At 70.8% G+C, this 16,092-nt stretch carries 15 protein-coding genes; 5 read left to right on the top strand and 10 right to left on the bottom strand.

Translation table 11 applies throughout. The annotated features are described in order from the left end of the window. Positions 1-60 precede the first annotated feature (60 nt). Complete coding sequence (locus ACZ4VA_RS35585) at positions 61-453, bottom strand: SCO5389 family protein (RefSeq protein WP_355791419.1); 393 nt, start codon at positions 451-453, stop codon at positions 61-63. 298 nt (positions 454-751) lie between these two features. Here ACZ4VA_RS35585 and nucS point away from each other — a divergent pair, with 298 nt between their 5' ends. Further along, positions 752-1,423 carry an endonuclease NucS gene (nucS, locus tag ACZ4VA_RS35580; protein WP_355791422.1) on the top strand — a complete coding sequence of 224 codons (672 nt, stop codon included), beginning with the start codon at positions 752-754 and terminating at the stop codon, positions 1,421-1,423. A gap of 80 nt (positions 1,424-1,503) precedes the next feature. Here nucS and ACZ4VA_RS35575 read toward each other — a convergent pair whose 3' ends face one another. From ACZ4VA_RS35575 to ACZ4VA_RS35565, 3 genes are all read right to left on the bottom strand, one after another. Beyond that, positions 1,504-3,936: an ATP-binding protein gene (locus tag ACZ4VA_RS35575; RefSeq protein WP_468084040.1), complete on the bottom strand. Its 2,433-nt coding sequence runs from the start codon at positions 3,934-3,936 to the stop codon at positions 1,504-1,506. A 219-nt stretch (positions 3,937-4,155) separates the two neighbouring features. Beyond that, on the bottom strand, positions 4,156-4,479 hold the full coding sequence (locus ACZ4VA_RS35570) for an STAS domain-containing protein (RefSeq protein WP_037624916.1): 324 nt from the start codon (positions 4,477-4,479) through the stop codon (positions 4,156-4,158). 158 nt (positions 4,480-4,637) lie between these two features. Beyond that, complete coding sequence (locus ACZ4VA_RS35565; RefSeq protein WP_355792605.1) at positions 4,638-5,486, bottom strand: 3-hydroxyacyl-CoA dehydrogenase family protein; 849 nt, start codon at positions 5,484-5,486, stop codon at positions 4,638-4,640. Between the two features lie 288 nt (positions 5,487-5,774). Between ACZ4VA_RS35565 and ACZ4VA_RS35560 the strand changes: the two genes are divergently transcribed. Further along, positions 5,775-6,347, top strand: coding sequence for a cob(I)yrinic acid a,c-diamide adenosyltransferase (locus ACZ4VA_RS35560; protein WP_356169434.1), 573 nt, complete (start codon positions 5,775-5,777; stop codon positions 6,345-6,347). Here the strand turns inward: ACZ4VA_RS35560 and ACZ4VA_RS35555 are convergent. Continuing rightward, complete coding sequence (locus ACZ4VA_RS35555; RefSeq protein WP_356169432.1) at positions 6,264-6,878, bottom strand: hypothetical protein; 615 nt, start codon at positions 6,876-6,878, stop codon at positions 6,264-6,266. The genes ACZ4VA_RS35560 and ACZ4VA_RS35555 overlap by 84 nt on opposite strands. Positions 6,879-7,029: 151 nt before the next feature. On the opposite strand from ACZ4VA_RS35555, the gene ACZ4VA_RS35550 reads away from it, so the two are divergent. From ACZ4VA_RS35550 to ACZ4VA_RS35540, 3 genes are all read left to right on the top strand, one after another. Then, positions 7,030-8,214, top strand: coding sequence for a sensor histidine kinase (locus ACZ4VA_RS35550; RefSeq protein WP_468084036.1), 1,185 nt, complete (start codon positions 7,030-7,032; stop codon positions 8,212-8,214). Further along, on the top strand, positions 8,211-8,852 hold the full coding sequence (locus tag ACZ4VA_RS35545) for a response regulator transcription factor (protein WP_356169426.1): 642 nt from the start codon (positions 8,211-8,213) through the stop codon (positions 8,850-8,852). Before ACZ4VA_RS35550 ends, ACZ4VA_RS35545 begins: the two co-directional genes overlap by 4 nt. 145 nt (positions 8,853-8,997) lie before the next feature. Beyond that, positions 8,998-10,836: a glycosyl hydrolase family 18 protein gene (locus tag ACZ4VA_RS35540; protein ID WP_389390438.1), complete on the top strand. Its 1,839-nt coding sequence runs from the start codon at positions 8,998-9,000 to the stop codon at positions 10,834-10,836. 160 nt (positions 10,837-10,996) lie between these two features. Here the strand turns inward: ACZ4VA_RS35540 and ACZ4VA_RS35535 are convergent, their stop codons facing one another. From ACZ4VA_RS35535 to atpA, 5 genes are all read right to left on the bottom strand, one after another. After that, the gene (locus ACZ4VA_RS35535) at positions 10,997-11,443 is read right to left on the bottom strand and encodes a DUF2550 domain-containing protein (RefSeq protein WP_355785602.1); all 447 of its coding nucleotides are present in this window, start codon (positions 11,441-11,443) and stop codon (positions 10,997-10,999) included. Positions 11,444-11,581: 138 nt separating this feature from the next. Then, entirely contained in the window at positions 11,582-11,956 is a 375-nt protein-coding gene (locus tag ACZ4VA_RS35530; RefSeq protein WP_356169420.1) for a F0F1 ATP synthase subunit epsilon, read from the bottom strand. A gap of 118 nt (positions 11,957-12,074) precedes the next feature. Next, on the bottom strand, positions 12,075-13,511 hold the full coding sequence (atpD, locus tag ACZ4VA_RS35525) for a F0F1 ATP synthase subunit beta (RefSeq protein ID WP_355780499.1): 1,437 nt from the start codon (positions 13,509-13,511) through the stop codon (positions 12,075-12,077). Then, positions 13,511-14,428, bottom strand: coding sequence for a F0F1 ATP synthase subunit gamma (locus ACZ4VA_RS35520; RefSeq protein WP_355780503.1), 918 nt, complete (start codon positions 14,426-14,428; stop codon positions 13,511-13,513). The genes atpD and ACZ4VA_RS35520 overlap by 1 nt, the downstream gene beginning before the upstream one ends. A gap of 21 nt (positions 14,429-14,449) precedes the next feature. Next, positions 14,450-16,039 carry a F0F1 ATP synthase subunit alpha gene (gene atpA / locus ACZ4VA_RS35515; protein ID WP_355780506.1) on the bottom strand — a complete coding sequence of 530 codons (1,590 nt, stop codon included), beginning with the start codon at positions 16,037-16,039 and terminating at the stop codon, positions 14,450-14,452. Positions 16,040-16,092: the final 53 nt, after the last annotated feature.

Below are 16,092 nucleotides of genomic sequence, written 5' to 3'. Positions count from 1 at the left end.
GCCGCCCCGGTACAGATGCACCTCCCGCGTACGGAGCGGCAAGCCGTGCGGCTCAGTGCGTCAGCAGTCCCGGAACTCCGGCGACTGGTTCAGCAACTGGCTGCGGACCGACGTGAAGCGTGCCAGCGTGTCGTCCACCGTGGCGTCCAACGGGAACACCGCGACCCGGTGGCAGTTCTGGAAGGCCAGTCGCACTCCGAAGTGCCGCTGCAGCGCGCCGCGTATCGCGTCGCTCGCGAGCGCACGGAGCAGCTGGCCACGCGCCTGCTCGTCCGGCGGCGGCGTCTGGTTGTCGGCGAAGTTGCCGCCGTCCACCTTCAGCTGGGCCACCAGGGAGCTGATCATCTCCCATGCGTAGGGCAGGGAGGTCCGGACGCAGTCGACGAAGTCAGCTTCGTCGACCTCGCCTCGCTCGGCCTGTTCGAGTAGGGCCGGTGAGACGTCGAGCGACATGGGTTCTCCTCTCGCACCCCCGCGGGAACGGGGGTTGACGGACAGGGCGGAAGACCGCGACATCAGACACGCTGCGTACACGCGTCGCGACCTCCCGTTTATACGGTAAGCAACGGAGGAGGGCGGCACCAGGAGAATGCCCACACAGCGGGCGACCGGTAGGCACACAATCGGCCAGGACCGAACACGGGGTTTCCAGGGCAAACAGGCGTGTTCGAAAGCCCTCGGGGGGCGGGTGGGGCCGGGGGGACGCAGGCGAATCGCGTGCACAGGTGCCCTTCGAGTAGCGTTGCCGACCATGCGTCTCGTCATCGCCCGGTGCTCCGTCGACTACGCGGGCCGGCTCACCGCCCATCTCCCGTCCGCCCCTCGCCTCATCCTCGTGAAGGCGGACGGCAGCGTCTCCATCCACGCGGACGACCGGGCCTACAAGCCCCTCAACTGGATGTCGCCGCCCTGCACGCTGAAGGAGGGTTCAGGCGACGAGGACGGCGTGTGGACCGTCGTCAACAAGGCGGGCGAGAAGCTCATCATCACGATGGAGGAGGTCCTCCACGACTCCTCGCACGAACTGGGCGTCGACCCCGGCCTGATCAAGGACGGCGTGGAAGCGCACCTCCAGGAACTGCTCGCGGACCGCATCGAGACGCTCGGCGAGGGCTACACGCTGATCCGCCGCGAGTACATGACGGCCATCGGACCCGTCGACATCCTGTGCCGCGACGCCGAGGGCCAGACCGTCGCCATCGAGATCAAGCGGCGCGGCGAGATCGACGGCGTGGAGCAACTCACGCGCTATCTGGAGCTGTTGAACCGCGACCCGCACCTCGCGCCGGTACGCGGCATCTTCGCCGCCCAGGAGATCAAGCCGCAGGCCCGGGTCCTGGCCACGGACCGCGGTATCGGCTGCACGGTCCTGGACTACAACGCGCTGCGCGGTATCGAGGACGACAAGCTGCGGCTGTTCTAGGAACGGGCACCGGCGCGCGCCGGTGGTACGAAGGGCCGGGTCCGTGACGGACCCGGCCCTTGTGCCGTCGCGCTCCCGGCTCACATCAGCGGAGCACCGTCCGCGCCGCCGGCGGGCCCGCTCGCGGAGTTCGAGGTGGCCGGCGAGGACGACGGGGTCGTGCTCGGCGTCACGGACGGCGTCGAGGACGGCGTGGACGACGGAGTGCGGGTCGGCGTCCTGGTGGGCGTCCTGGTCGGGGTCTTCGACGGCGTCTTCGAGGGCGACTTGGACGGCGACTTCGACGGGGTGGCCCCCTTCGTGCCGCTCGGGTCGTCCGAGGGCTCGCCGGCGTCGGAGGGCGTCGGGTCGTCCGACGTCCCGTAACTGCCGTCCGGGCCCGGATCGGTCGGCTCGCTCGACGTGCCCGCGTCCCCGGAACCCTTGTCGGCCTTGTCGGCGCCGAGGCTGTCGTCCTCGGCGCCCTGGCTGGTCGTGGGGTTGACGCCCACCCGCTCGGACGGGTCGTCGTTGTTGTCGGAGGTCATGCCGAGGGTCACCACCGTGCCGAGCACGGCGGCCAGGAGCGCGCCCGAGCCGGCGGCGACCAGGTTGCGGCGCGTCCCGCTCACCAGGCCCTTGACGCCGGCGGTCCGGCGGGCGGGCGCGGTGGCGGCGGGCCGCTGGGTCACGAGGGTCGAGGGCTCGGGCGGCGCGGGCAGCGCGAAAGCGGCCGGTACGCCGCCGGGGGGCGACGCCGGCCCCTCGTGCCGTGCGTCGGGCACCTCGTCGCCCGCGACGGCGGGAAGGACGGGAAGCCCGGCGCCGGAGCGGTCGGCGACCAGGGCGAGGGCGCGGCGGCCGGCGACGGTGCCGCGCTTGTCGGCGAGGGCGCCGCGCAGCGCGATGGACGCCTCCAGTTCGGCGCGCGAGCGGTCGAACTGGCCGCCGCACAGCGCGAGGACGCCCAACTCGTGGTGGAAGTAGGCCTGATCCGGGACCTCGCCGGCGAGCTGCGACGCCTCGGCACCGGACCGCAGCGCGCGCTCCCAGGCGCTCCAGTGCAGACCGGCGGCGAACGCGGGCGCGGCCGTGCGGGCGAGGTGGACGGCGGCGCTCTCCTCGTCGTCCAGCGGGGCCGTGGTGAGGGGCACCAGCAGGGTCAGCGCGGCGAGGACGGCGTCCGCCTCCGCGCAGACCCGCTCCGGGGTGACGGAGGGGTGACCGGCCCACCAGGTGTAGTGCCGGGCGGCGGTGAGGGCGTGCTCCTCGATGTCGTCGGCGTACCCGGCGGCCTCCAGCTGGGCCTGCACGCCGGCCGCGAGCCGGTAGCGGGAGCCGACCGGGGAGACCAGAGCGCAGCCGGCGAGTTCGGCGAGGGCGGCGTCGGCGTGGGTGTCGCCCACGAGGGCCGGCAGGTGCGCCTGGTGGGGCACCTCTCCGCCGAGGGCGACCGCGAAGCGCAGGGTGGCGCGCGCCGATTCGCTGAGCCGGGAGGCGAGCAGCGCGGCGGGCGCGGCGCCCTCGGCGAGCGAGGGCAGCGGGACGGCGGGCGCGTCCTCGGCGTCGAGGGGCGCGTCGGCGGGGGCGTCCTCGTAGTAGCCGAAGGCGTCGGCGCCCTCGGGGCCGGCGCGCAGCCGGTCGCGCTGCCGCAGCAGGGCGCCGGCCTGGACGAACCGCAGCGGCAGTCCCTCGGACTCGAACCAGAGGTCGCCGGCCCAGTTCGACTCGTCCTCGGTCAGGGTGCGGCCGACGGCGCGTTCGAGGAGTTCGAGGCTGGCGGCGCGGTCGAGGCCGCCGAGGAACACCTCTTCGAGGAGGGAGTCGGCGGACGGCGCGGGGACGTCGGGCGTGGCGCCGAGGACGAAGGCGCACTCGGGGGTGGCGTCGAGCAGTTCGTCCAGCGCGCTGCCGCCGAACTCCAGGTCGTCGAGGACGACGACCGCGCCGATCTCGTGGACGAGCCCGAGCAGTTCCTCGCGTCCGGGCCGGTGCCGGGGGGCGTCGTGGACGGCGGCGAACAGGTCGTGCAGCAGGTCGGCGGCCGTGCGCCGGTAGCCGCTGAGCCGGACGACGCCGTCGGGCGCGAGGTCGGCGCAGTCGTCGGCGACGGCGTCCAGGAGGGCGGTGCGGCCCGAGCCGGCGGGGCCGGTGAGGCGTACGGAGCGGCCGCGGGCGAGGAGCCGGACGAGGCGCTCGCGCTCCTCCTGGCGCTCCAGGAGCGGCAGCCGGGCCTGCGTGGGTCCCGGCGGCACGGGCGGCCGGGCGGCGCGGTCGCGTTCGGCGCGCTCGTCGGCGCTGAGTTTCGGGGGCTTCGGGGGCCGCTGTCCCGGCGGGTAGTTCTCTATCTCGCTGCCGTCGACCGGGTTGACGGTGAGCAGCAAGTCGCCCGTCACGAGCTGGACGGTGCGGGCGAGCGCCGGTACGGGCTGGCCGAAGTCGGAGGTCAGCGCTTCGCGCGGCGGACGCTGCCGAGGCGCCCGGCCGTCGTCGTCATGACCGTACTCTGCGGGTTCCCGGGTGTTCGGGTCCATGATGTCCTGCCCCCCAAAAGCGTCGTGTGCCGAGCCCCTCCCGGCCTTGGTGCACACCGCGCTGTCGCTTCTGGTCCGGTGCCCGCTCCAGGGGTTCCGACGGCGGGCAGGCGAACCCTAAACCTTCGCTCAGTATCCAGGAACAGCCGGGGTACCGCGCCGCCCGAGACATCACAGCTTCGTGAGGATTGCGCGCGAGGTGACGTTTCGTACGTGGTGTCAGACCCGGGGCAGCGACTCGACGCCGATGCCGCCCTCGATGGCGAGGATGCGGTGCAGCCGGGTCGCCACCAGCAGGCGCTGCATCTGTGCCGGTACGCCGCGGAGTACGAGCCGTCGGCCGCACCGCCCGGCGCGTCGGTGGGCTCCCATGATGACGCCGAGTCCGGTGGCGTCCCAGGAGTCCAGCTCGGACAGGTCCAGCACCAGGTCGCCGGCTCCGTCGTCGACGGCCGAGTGCAGGACCGTGCGGGCGTCCGCCGCGCTGCGGACGTCGAGGCGGCCCCCGACGACCAGCTCGGCGTGGTCGCCCCTGATGTACATATGCGCTCCCCGAGAGTGCGTTTCGTACTCCGCGTCTGTCTGTCTGCGTATGACTGTGTGCACCGTCTGACTGCCCTGAGGGCGCAGAGGTTGCCGTCTGTAAGCGAACCGATACCGAATTCACCCTGGGGGGTGATGGCCGGAAGGGCCGTACGGATTCAGTGCTTGTAGAAGCCCTGCCCGCTCTTGCGTCCGATGTCACCGGCGTCAACCATCCGGCGCATCAGCTCCGGCGGCGCGAACTTCTCGTCCTGCGACTCGGTGTAGATGTTGCTCGTGGCGTGCAGGAGGATGTCGACGCCCGTCAGGTCGGCCGTGGCCAGGGGTCCCATCGCGTGGCCGAAGCCCAGCTTGCAGGCGAGGTCGATGTCCTCGGCGGTGGCCACGCCCGACTCGTACAGTTTGGCCGCCTCGACGACGAGCGCCGAGATGAGCCGGGTGGTGACGAAGCCGGCGACGTCGCGGTTGACGACGATGCAGGTCTTGCCGACGGACTCGGCGAACTCCCGTGTGGTGGCGAGGGTTTCGTCGCTCGTCTTGTAGCCGCGCACCAGCTCGCACAGCTGCATCATCGGGACCGGCGAGAAGAAGTGGGCGCCCACGACGCGCTCCGGGCGCTCCGTCACGGCCGCGATCTTGGTGATCGGGATGGCGGAGGTGTTGGAGGCGAGGACGGTGTCGTCGCGGACGAGCTTGTCGAGCGTACGGAAGATCTCGTGCTTGACTTCGAGCTTCTCGAAGACGGCCTCGACGACGATGTCGGCGTCGGCTGCTGCGTCGAGGTCGGTGCTGGTGGTGATGCGCCCGAGCGCGGCCTCGGCGTCCTCGGCCGACAGCTTGCCCTTGCTCACGAACTTGTCGTACGACGCCTTGATTCCGTCGGTGCCACGGGTCAGCGCCTCGTCGGTGACGTCACGCAGAACGACGTCCCAGCCCGCTTGCGCGGAGACCTGGGCGATACCGGACCCCATGAGTCCGGCTCCGATGACGGCGAGCTTCCGTGCCACTCCGACTCCCCTTAACACGCTGTTTATGTAGCCTCTCCGGCGGACCCTAGCGCTCGTGAGGGCCGCTGTGACCGGTAAGTAATGCGCGTCACGTCTCATCTGACGGACATCACACCGGCATGGGTCATTGCGCCGCTCGTACGGCGTAGTTGAGGGCCTTCCCCCTCAGCGGGTCCCCCATCTCGCCCCTGAGCACCGGCGTCCTGACGGCCCTCGGCCCGACCGCGGGCGCCGTGACGGTGGGCACACGGGTCTTCCGCGGGGCCGGAGCGTAACTACGCTGGCCACATGGTCAATCTGACGCGCATCTACACCAGGACCGGCGACACCGGCACCACCGCCCTCGGCGACATGAGCCGGGTCGCCAAGACCGATCCGCGGATCTCGGCGTACGCGGACGCCAACGAGGCCAACGCGGCCCTCGGCACGGCGATCGCGCTCGGCGGGCTGGAGGAGGAGATCGTCGAGGTCCTCACCCGCGTCCAGAACGACCTGTTCGACGTGGGCGCGGACCTGTCGACACCGGTGGTGGAGAACCCCGAGTTCCCGCCGCTGCGGGTCGAGCAGTTCTACATCGACCGCCTCGAAGCCGACTGCGACCGCTTCAACGAGCGGCTGGAGAAGCTGCGCTCCTTCATCCTGCCGGGCGGCACTCCCGGCGCGGCGCTGCTGCACCAGGCGTGCACGGTCGTGCGCCGGGCCGAGCGCTCGACCTGGGCGGCCCTGGAGGTGCACGGCGAGGTGATGAACCCGCTCACGGCGACCTACCTCAACCGGCTATCGGACCTGCTGTTCATCCTGGCCCGCACGGCCAACAAGGGAGTCGGGGACGTCCTGTGGGTCCCGGGCGGGGAGCGCTGACGCCGGGCGCCGCTTGGGCCACACCAGGTAGGTGAGCGCGATCAGGCCGTGGATGCCGGCCGCCCGCAGCGCCACCGCCTGCCAGGCGCGCAGGGGCTCGGCGCCCTCTTGGCCGACGTAGGCGACCGCGCCCTGGAGCAGGGCGCAGGCGACTGCCGCCGCCACGAGGGTGCGCAGCCACAGCCCGCCCTCGTGACGGGCCCGCGCGAGGCCGTAGCGGGGCGGCTTCGGCGGGGGCGGTCCGCCGGCCAGGCGGTGGGCCGCGTGGGCGTCGAGCCACCGGACCGTGCGGTGCCCGTACGCGACGGTGAACCCGAGGTAGAGGGCGGCCAAGCCGTGCTCCCAGCCCGGTTCGGCGCCCCGCCGCAGGTCGACGGCCGTCACCGCGAACAGCACCAGTTCCAGCAGCGGCTCGCACAGCAGCAGGGCAAGGCCGGTCCGGCGCAGCCCCAGCAGGTAGCGGGCGGTGAGCCCGGCCGCCAGCAGCACCCAGAAACCGGCCTCACAGGCGATGATCAGTCCGACGACCACGGTCGCTCCTCTCCCTCACCACCCAAGGCTCCCGTCCGCGGCGGGACCGGGCGTCGTCGGCGCTGACGAGGTGCGACTGCATCCTTCGATGTAGTCGGGACCGTCCGCCGGGAGCACGCGCCGGGGTCGCCCGCCGTGTTGGATGGAGGTCATGGCCGCCCCGCTCCCCCGCCCGCACCGCTTCGACGTGTACGTCGCGCTCGCCGGGCTGCTCGGCGGCGTACTGGTGTGGGCGTTCGGCCTGTACTCCAACGGGACCGGGCTCCTTCCCGGGCCGTGGGTACTGGTCCCGCTCGCCGTGATGGCGGGCCTCGAACTGCTGCGCCGGAGCAGACCGCGGGCAGCCGTGCTGGCCGGCACCCTGGCGCTGGTCGCCGACCAGTTCACCCGGGGCAGCGTCGTGACCGTCCTGATGTACACCGACCTGATGTACGCGGCGGCGCTGTACGGCAGTCCGGCCACCGCCCGGCGGCTGCCCGTCACCACGGGGCTGGTCACCGTGGCGGCGACGATCGGGTTCCTCGCCTGGTGGCGGACGCCCGAGGCGCTGCTCGTCGGCTTCCTGACCGGGATCGTGTCCTTCGGCCCGGCCGTGACGGGCGTGGTCGTCCGCAACCACCGGGACGCCGCCGACACCGAGCGGCTGCGGGCCGAACAGACCGCGCTGCTGGCCGAGAAGGACCGCGTGCAGGCGGTCACCGCGGAGCGGGCCCGGATGGCGCGCGAACTGCACGACATGGTCGCCAACCACCTGTCGGCGATCGCCATCCACTCCACGGCCGCGCTCTCCCTGGACGACCCCCGCACCACGCGGGACGCCCTAGCCGTCATCCGCGAGAACAGCGTCGACGGGCTGGCCGAGATGCGCCGGCTCATCGGCATCCTGCGGCACGACGACGGCGGCGGCCGGGAGCCGGCGGCGGCGCCGACCCTGGACGGGATCGGCGCGCTGGTGGCGGGCGCCCGCGCCAACGGTCTCGACGCCGTGCTGGAGGCCGCGCACGAGGACGGCCTGCCCGCGCCGGTGGGGCTCGCCGCCTACCGCATCGTCCAGGAGTCCCTGACCAACGCCCTCAAGCACGCCGACGAGGGCCGGGTCACCGTCGGGCTGGCGCAGCACGACGGCGTGCTCACCGTGTGGGTGACCAGCCCGTACGGCGACCGGGACGGGCCGCGGGCACCCGGTTCCGGAGCCGGTCTGATCGGCATGCGCGAGCGGGCCGCCCTGCTGCGCGGCACCTTCGAGGCGGGCCCGGAGGAGTCGCCCGGCTCCTCCTGCGGGACGGTCTGGACGGTGCGCGCCACACTGCCCCTCGGCCAGGGAGGAACCCGATGATCCGCGTGCTCGTCGCCGAGGACCAGGCCGCCGTACGGGCCGGGCTCGTCCTCATCCTGGGCAGCGCGCCCGACATCGAGGTGGTCGGCGAGGCCGCAGACGGTGAGCGGGCCGTGGCGCTCGCCCGGGAACTGCGGCCCGACCTGGTCCTGATGGACATCCAGATGCCGCTGCTCGACGGGGTCGCGGCCACCCGCCGGGTCGTCGCCGAGGAGCTGGCCGACGTCCTCGTGCTCACCACCTTCGACCTCGACGAGTACGTGTTCGGGGCGCTGCGCGCCGGCGCGGCGGGGTTCCTGCTGAAGCACACGGACGCCAGGGACCTGCTGGAGGCCGTGCGGACGGTGGCGCGCGGGGAGGGTCTGATCGCCCCGGCCGTCACCCGGCGGCTGATCGCGGAGTTCGGCGCCGGGCCCGTACGGGAGCCGGCGGCCGACCCGTCCGTCCTCGACTCGCTCACCCGCCGGGAACGCGAGGTGCTGTCCTGCCTCGGCCGCGGGCTGTCCAACGCGGAGATCGCGGTCCGCCTCGACATGGCCGAGGCGACGGTGAAGACCCACGTCAGCCGCCTGCTGGGGAAGCTGGAGCTGCGCAGCCGGGTCCAAGCGGCCGTGCTCGCGCAGGAGTTGGGCGTCTAGTCCGCCGCAAGCTCACTGGTCCAGACCTATTGACCCGTGGTCCAGACCTTTCTATTCTCGCCGCACTGCGCCTAGCCATGCCCACGACATCCCCGCCGCCGGTCGCAGCGCCCCGGAGGCGAACAGAATCAAGAGGAGAGGCACCATGCGCTTCAGGCAGAGAGCCAGACTCAGAGCCGTCGCCGGTCTCACCACCCTGCTGCTCCCGTTCGCCGCGCTGGTCGGGCTCGCGAGCCCCGCCTCGGCGGCCACCTCGGTCACCGCCACCTACGCCAAGACCCAGGACTGGGGCTCGGGCTTCGAGGGCAAGTGGACCGTCAAGAACACCGGCACCACCAGCATCAGCTCGTGGACCGTCGAGTGGGACTTCCCCTCCGGGACGTCCGTCACCTCGGCCTGGGACGCCGACGTCACCAGCTCCGGCACCCACTGGACCGCCAAGAACAAGTCCTGGAACGGCACGCTCGCCGCCGGCGCCTCCGTCTCCTTCGGCTTCAACGGCTCCGGCACCGGCTCGCCCTCCAACTGCAAGCTCAACGGCGGCAGTTGTGACGGCACCACCGTCCCCGGTGACGCGGCCCCCTCGGCGCCCGGCACCCCGACCGCCTCCAGCGTCACCGACACCTCGGTGAAGCTCTCCTGGAGCGCGGCCACCGACGACAAGGGCGTCAAGAACTACGACGTCCTGCGCGACGGCGCCAAGGTCGCCACGGTGACCACCACCTCGTACTCGGACACCGGCCTCACCGCCGGCACCGACTACTCGTACACCGTCCAGGCCCGCGACACCGCCGACCAGACCGGACCGGTGAGCGGCGCGGTCAAGGTGCACACCACGGGCGGCGGGACGGACCCCGGCCCCGGCACCGGCAGCAAGGTCAAGCTCGGCTACTTCACCGAGTGGGGCGTCTACGGCCGCAACTACCACGTGAAGAACCTCGTCACCTCCGGCTCCGCCGCGAAGATCACGCACATCAACTACGCCTTCGGCAACGTCCAGGGCGGCAAGTGCACGATCGGTGACGCCTACGCCGACTACGACAAGGCGTACACCGCCGACCAGTCGGTGAGCGGAGTCGCGGACACCTGGGACCAGCCGCTGCGCGGCAACTTCAACCAGCTGCGCCAGCTGAAGGCCAAGTACCCGAACATCAAGGTCCTGTGGTCCTTCGGCGGCTGGACCTGGTCCGGCGGCTTCACCGACGCGGCGAAGAACCCGGCCGCCTTCGCGCAGTCCTGCTACGACCTGGTCGAGGACCCGCGCTGGGCCGACGTCTTCGACGGCATCGACATCGACTGGGAGTACCCGAACGCCTGCGGTCTGACCTGCGACACCAGCGGCCCGGCGGCGATCAAGACCCTCACCTCCGCCCTGCGCACCAAGTTCGGCGCCAACAACCTGGTCACCGCCGCGATCACCGCGGACGGCAGCGACGGCGGCAAGATCGACGCGGCCGACTACGGCGGCGCCGCCGCCTCGCTCGACTGGTACAACGTGATGACGTACGACTACTTCGGCGCCTGGGACAAGACGGGCCCGACCGCCCCGCACTCCCCGCTGACCTCGTACTCGGGCATCCCGAAGGAGGGCTTCACCTCCGCCGCGGCGATCTCCAAGCTCAAGGCCAAGGGCGTCCCGGCGAGCAAGCTCCTGCTCGGCATCGGCTTCTACGGCCGCGGCTGGACGGGCGTCACGCAGTCCGCGCCCGGCGGCACCGCGACCGGCCCGGCGACCGGGACCTACGAGCAGGGCATCGAGGACTACAAGGTCCTCAAGACGTCCTGCCCTGCCACCGGCACCGTCGGCGGCACGGCGTACGCGCACTGCGGCACCAACTGGTGGAGCTACGACACCCCGGCCACCATCGGCTCGAAGATGAGCTGGGCCAAGAGCCAGGGCCTGGGCGGCGCGTTCTTCTGGGAGTTCAGCGGCGACACCGGCAACGGTGAGCTGGTGAGCGCCATCAACAGCGGTCTCAACTGACCCTGGCGTCCTTGACGCACTCCGCGCCGCGGACAGGCCCCCGGGCCCGTCCGCGGCGCACCTCTTTGGGGCCCGTCCCGGCACACACCCGCGCGCCGCGCACTCCGGCGCCGGGCCAGGTGAGGTCAGGTCGGGCAGGCAGGCAGGCAGGTCGATCAGGTCAGGCGACGTTGACGCGCTGGCCGGGCGGGGCCGCCTCCAGCCAGGCGAGGAATCCGGTCAGCGCGTCCTCGCTCATCGCCAGCTCCAGGCGCGTACCGCGGTGCAGGCAGGTGAGGACGGTGGAGTCGGACAGCAGGGCCAGCTCCTCCTCGCCCTCGGGGGCGCGGCGGCCGGCCACCTCGATCGCCGAGCGCTCCAGGGTGCGGCGCGGCCGGGGGGCGTAGGAGAAGACGCGGTACCACTCGATGCGGTCGCCGTTGTAGCGGGCGACCCCGTAGCTCCAGCCCTTGCCGTTGGGGTCGCTCTTGTCGGGGACGTCCCAGCGCAGACTGCAGTCGAACGTTCCGCCCGAGCGCTGGATCAGCCGGCGGCGGAGACCGAAGACGAACAGCCCCACCACCACGAGCGCCACTACCAACCCGCACACAGTCAGAGCGAGGACCATCGACACCGACCTCCTCGTCTCCTAGGTAAAGCAGGTAACGGAACGGAAAAAAGCACCCGCATCGCCTCAGCCGCGACCCGGTCTGGATTGCTCCAGTCCCGGCCGCGGCTGAGTCACGTCATTACGTGCGTGCTGGGGTCAGCGAGCCGACACCGCACGCAGTCGGACGTCCGCGCGACGCTCGGCGGACGCGTCCGCGTCCGACTTCGCGCGCTCGAGCGCCCGCTCCGCACGCTGGATGTCGATCTCGTCCGACAGCTCGGCGATCTCGGCCAGCAGCGAGAGCTTGTTGTCCGCGAACGAGATGAAACCGCCGTGCACAGCGGCCACGACCGTCGCACCGTCGTTCGTACGGATGGTCACCGGGCCCGACTCCAGCACACCGAGCAGCGGCTGGTGACCGGGCATGACGCCGATGTCGCCGGACGTGGTACGCGCGACGACCAGGGTGGCCTCGCCGGACCAGACACTGCGGTCCGCGGCGACGAGCTCGACGTGCAGCTCAGCAGCCAAGGTGGGCTCCTCGGGTCACCACCCGGCGTTGCTGCCGGGTGTTGGGTCAAAGTCTAGTAGGCGTGACAGAGGGGGCGGGACGCACCCGCCCCCTCTCGCCACGATTGCGGGGCCGACGTCAGGAGACGCCGAGCTCCTTGGCGTTGGCCTTCAGGTCCTCGATGCCACCGCACAGGAAGAACGCCTGCTCCGGGAAGTGGTCGTACTCACCGTCGATGATCGCGTTGAACGCGGTGATCGACTCGTCCAGCGGCACGTCCGACCCGTCGACGCCGGTGAACTGCTTGGCGACGTGGGTGTTCTGGGACAGGAAGCGCTCCACGCGACGGGCGCGGTGGACGACGAGCTTGTCCTCTTCGCCCAGCTCGTCGATACCGAGGATCGCGATGATGTCCTGAAGGTCCTTGTACTTCTGCAGGACCGTCTTGACGCGCATCGCGGTGTTGTAGTGGTCCGCCGCGATGTAGCGGGGGTCCAGGATGCGGGACGTGGAGTCCAGCGGGTCCACGGCCGGGTAGATGCCCTTCTCGGAGATCGGACGGGAGAGAACCGTCGTCGCGTCGAGGTGGGCGAACGTGGTGGCCGGGGCCGGGTCGGTCAGGTCGTCCGCGGGGACGTAGATCGCCTGCATCGAGGTGATCGAGTGACCGCGGGTCGAGGTGATGCGCTCCTGGAGGAGACCCATCTCGTCGGCCAGGTTCGGCTGGTAGCCCACCGCGGAGGGCATACGGCCGAGCAGGGTCGAGACCTCGGAACCGGCCTGCGTGAAGCGGAAGATGTTGTCGATGAAGAACAGCACGTCCTGCTTCTGAACATCGCGGAAGTACTCCGCCATGGTCAGACCGGCCAGGGCCACGCGCAGACGGGTGCCCGGGGGCTCGTCCATCTGACCGAAGACCAGCGCGGTCTTGTCGATGACGCCGGACTCCGCCATCTCCTCGATGAGGTCGTTGCCCTCACGCGTGCGCTCGCCGACACCGGCGAACACGGAGACACCGTCGTGGTTGTTGGCGACGCGGTAGATCATCTCCTGGATGAGCACCGTCTTGCCGACACCGGCACCGCCGAACAGGCCGATCTTTCCACCCTTGACGTACGGGGTGAGGAGGTCGATGACCTTGACGCCGGTCTCGAACATCTCGGTCTTCGACTCGAGCTCGTCGAAGTTCGGCGCCTTGCGGTGGATGGACCAGCGCTCGCCGTCGTAGGTCTCGTCGACGTTCAGCACCTCACCGAGGGTGTTGAACACCTTGCCCTTGGTGAAGTCGCCGACCGGGACGGTGATGCCCGTGCCCGTGTCGGTCACCGGGGCCTGGCGGACCAGACCGTCGGTGGGCTGCATCGAGATCGTGCGGACCAGGCCGTCACCCAGGTGCTGGGCGACCTCCAGGGTCAGCGTCTTGAGCTCGCCCTCCTGCGCCGGGTCGGCGACCTGGACGTGCAGGGCGTTGTAGATCTCCGGCATCGCGTCGACGGGGAACTCCACGTCGACGACCGGGCCGATGACCCGGGCGACGCGGCCCGTGGCAACGGCCGTCTCAACAGTGGTCGTCATTACTTGTCACTCCCCGCGGTCGCGTCGGCGAGGGCTGCGGAGCCACCGACGATCTCGCTGATTTCCTGGGTGATTTCGGCCTGGCGGGCCGCGTTGGCAAGTCGGGAGAGCGTGGTGATCAGGTCTCCCGCGTTGTCGGTGGCCGACTTCATCGCGCGGCGCGTGGCGGCGTGCTTGGAGGCAGCCGACTGGAGCAGCGCGTTGTAGATACGGCTTTCGACGTACCGCGGCAGCAGGGCGTCGAGGACGTCCTCCGCCGACGGCTCGAAGTCGTACAGCGGAAGGATCTCGCCCTTGGTGGACGTCTCCTCCGCGACCTCTTCGAGGCTGAGGGGGAGCAGCCGGCTGTCGATCGCCGTCTGCGTCATCATCGAGACGAACTCGGTGTAGACGATGTGGAGTTCGTCCACGCCGCCCTCAGCCGTGTCCTTCTCGATCGCCTCGATCAGCGGACCCGCGACCTTCTTCGCGTCCGCGTACGAGGGCTCGTCGGTGAAGCCCGACCACGACTCCACGACCTTGCGCTCGCGGAAGTTGTAGTGGGCCAGACCACGGCGGCCGACGATGAACGTGTCGACCTCCTTGCCCTCGGCCTCGAGACGCGCGGTCAGCTGCTCCGCCGCCTTGATGGCGTTGGAGTTGAAGGCGCCGGCCAGTCCGCGGTCGCTCGTGAGGAGCAGCACCGCGGAACGCGTCGGCGTCTCCGCCTCCGTGGTCAGCGGGTGCCTCGTGTTCGACCCGGTACCGACCGCCGTGACCGCACGGGTGAGCTCGGTCGCGTACGGCGTGGAGGCCGCCACCTTGCGCTGCGCCTTGACGACGCGCGAGGCGGCGATCATCTCCATCGCCTTGGTGATCTTCTTGGTCGCGGTGACGGATCGGATGCGACGCTTGTAGACCCGGAGCTGGGCTCCCATGAGTCAGGTCCCTTCCTTACGTCACTTGGCGGCGGCCGGAGCGTCCTCGCCGAGAAGCTTCCCGTCCGAGGTCTCGAACTGCTTCTTGAACTCCGTGATGGCGTCCGCGACGGCGGTCAGCGTGTCGTCCGACATCTTGCCGCCCTCCTTGATGGAGGTCATGAGGCCCTGCTCCTTGCGGTGCAGGTGCTCCAGGAGCTCCTTCTCGAAGCGGCGGATGTCCTCGACCGGGACGTCGTCCATCTTGCCGGTGGTACCGGCCCACACGGAGACGACCTGGTCCTCGGTCGGCATCGGCTGGTACTGCGGCTGCTTGAGCAGCTCGACCAGACGCTGACCGCGCTCCAGCTGGGACTTCGAGGCCGCGTCCAGGTCGGAACCGAAGGCGGCGAAGGCCTCCAGCTCACGGTACTGGGCGAGGTCCAGACGCAGTCGGCCGGAGACCTGCTTCATCGCCTTGTGCTGCGCGGAACCACCGACTCGGGAGACGGAGATACCGACGTTCAGCGCGGGGCGCTGACCGGCGTTGAACAGGTCCGACTCCAGGAAGCACTGGCCGTCGGTGATGGAGATGACGTTGGTCGGGATGAACGCCGAGACGTCGTTGGCCTTCGTCTCGACGATCGGCAGACCGGTCATCGAGCCCGCGCCCATGTCGTCGGAGAGCTTCGCGCAGCGCTCCAGCAGACGGGAGTGCAGGTAGAAGACGTCACCGGGGTAGGCCTCGCGCCCCGGCGGACGGCGGAGCAGCAGGGACACGGCGCGGTAGGCGTCGGCCTGCTTCGAGAGGTCGTCGAAGATGATGAGGACGTGCTTGCCCTCGTACATCCACTGCTGACCGATGGCCGAACCGGTGTACGGCGCCAGGTACTTGAAGCCGGCCGGGTCGGACGCCGGGGCGGCGACGATGGTCGTGTACTCCAGCGCGCCGGCGTCCTCGAGGGCGCCACGCACGGAGGCGATGGTCGAGCCCTTCTGGCCGATGGCGACGTAGACGCAGCGGACCTGCTTCTTCGGGTCGCCGGTGCGCCAGTTGTCACGCTGGTTGATGATCGTGTCGACGGCCAGGGCGGTCTTGCCGGTCTGGCGGTCACCGATGATCAGCTGACGCTGGCCACGGCCGATCGGGGTCATCGCGTCGACGGCCTTGTAGCCGGTCTCCATCGGCTCGTGCACCGACTTACGGGCCATGACGCCCGGGGCCTGCAGCTCCAGGGCGCGACGACCGCTGGTCTCGATCTCGCCGAGGCCGTCGATCGGGTTGCCGAGGGGGTCGACGACGCGGCCGAGGTAGCCCTCGCCCACGGCGACCGACAGGACCTCGCCGGTACGGGTGACCGGCTGACCCTCCTCGATGCCGTTGAACTCACCGAGGACCACGCAGCCGATCTCGCGCTCTTCGAGGTTGAGCGCAAGGCCGAGGGTGCCGTCCTCGAACTTCAGCAGTTCGTTGGCCATGGCCGAGGGGAGACCCTCGACCTTCGCGATGCCGTCGCCGGCAAGGGTGACCGTACCGACCTCCTCGCGCGAGGCCGCGTCCGGCTTGTACGACTGGACAAAGTTCTCCAGCGCGTCCCGGATCTCCTCCGGCCGGATCGTGAGCTCCGCCATCTGGGTTCCCTGCTCTCCTTGTTGGGCCCGAAGTTTCACTTTGGGGGGTTGGG

Source organism: Streptomyces sp. NPDC028308 (assembly GCF_055565855.1).
This window is presented reverse-complemented; position numbering and strand designations above follow the sequence as displayed.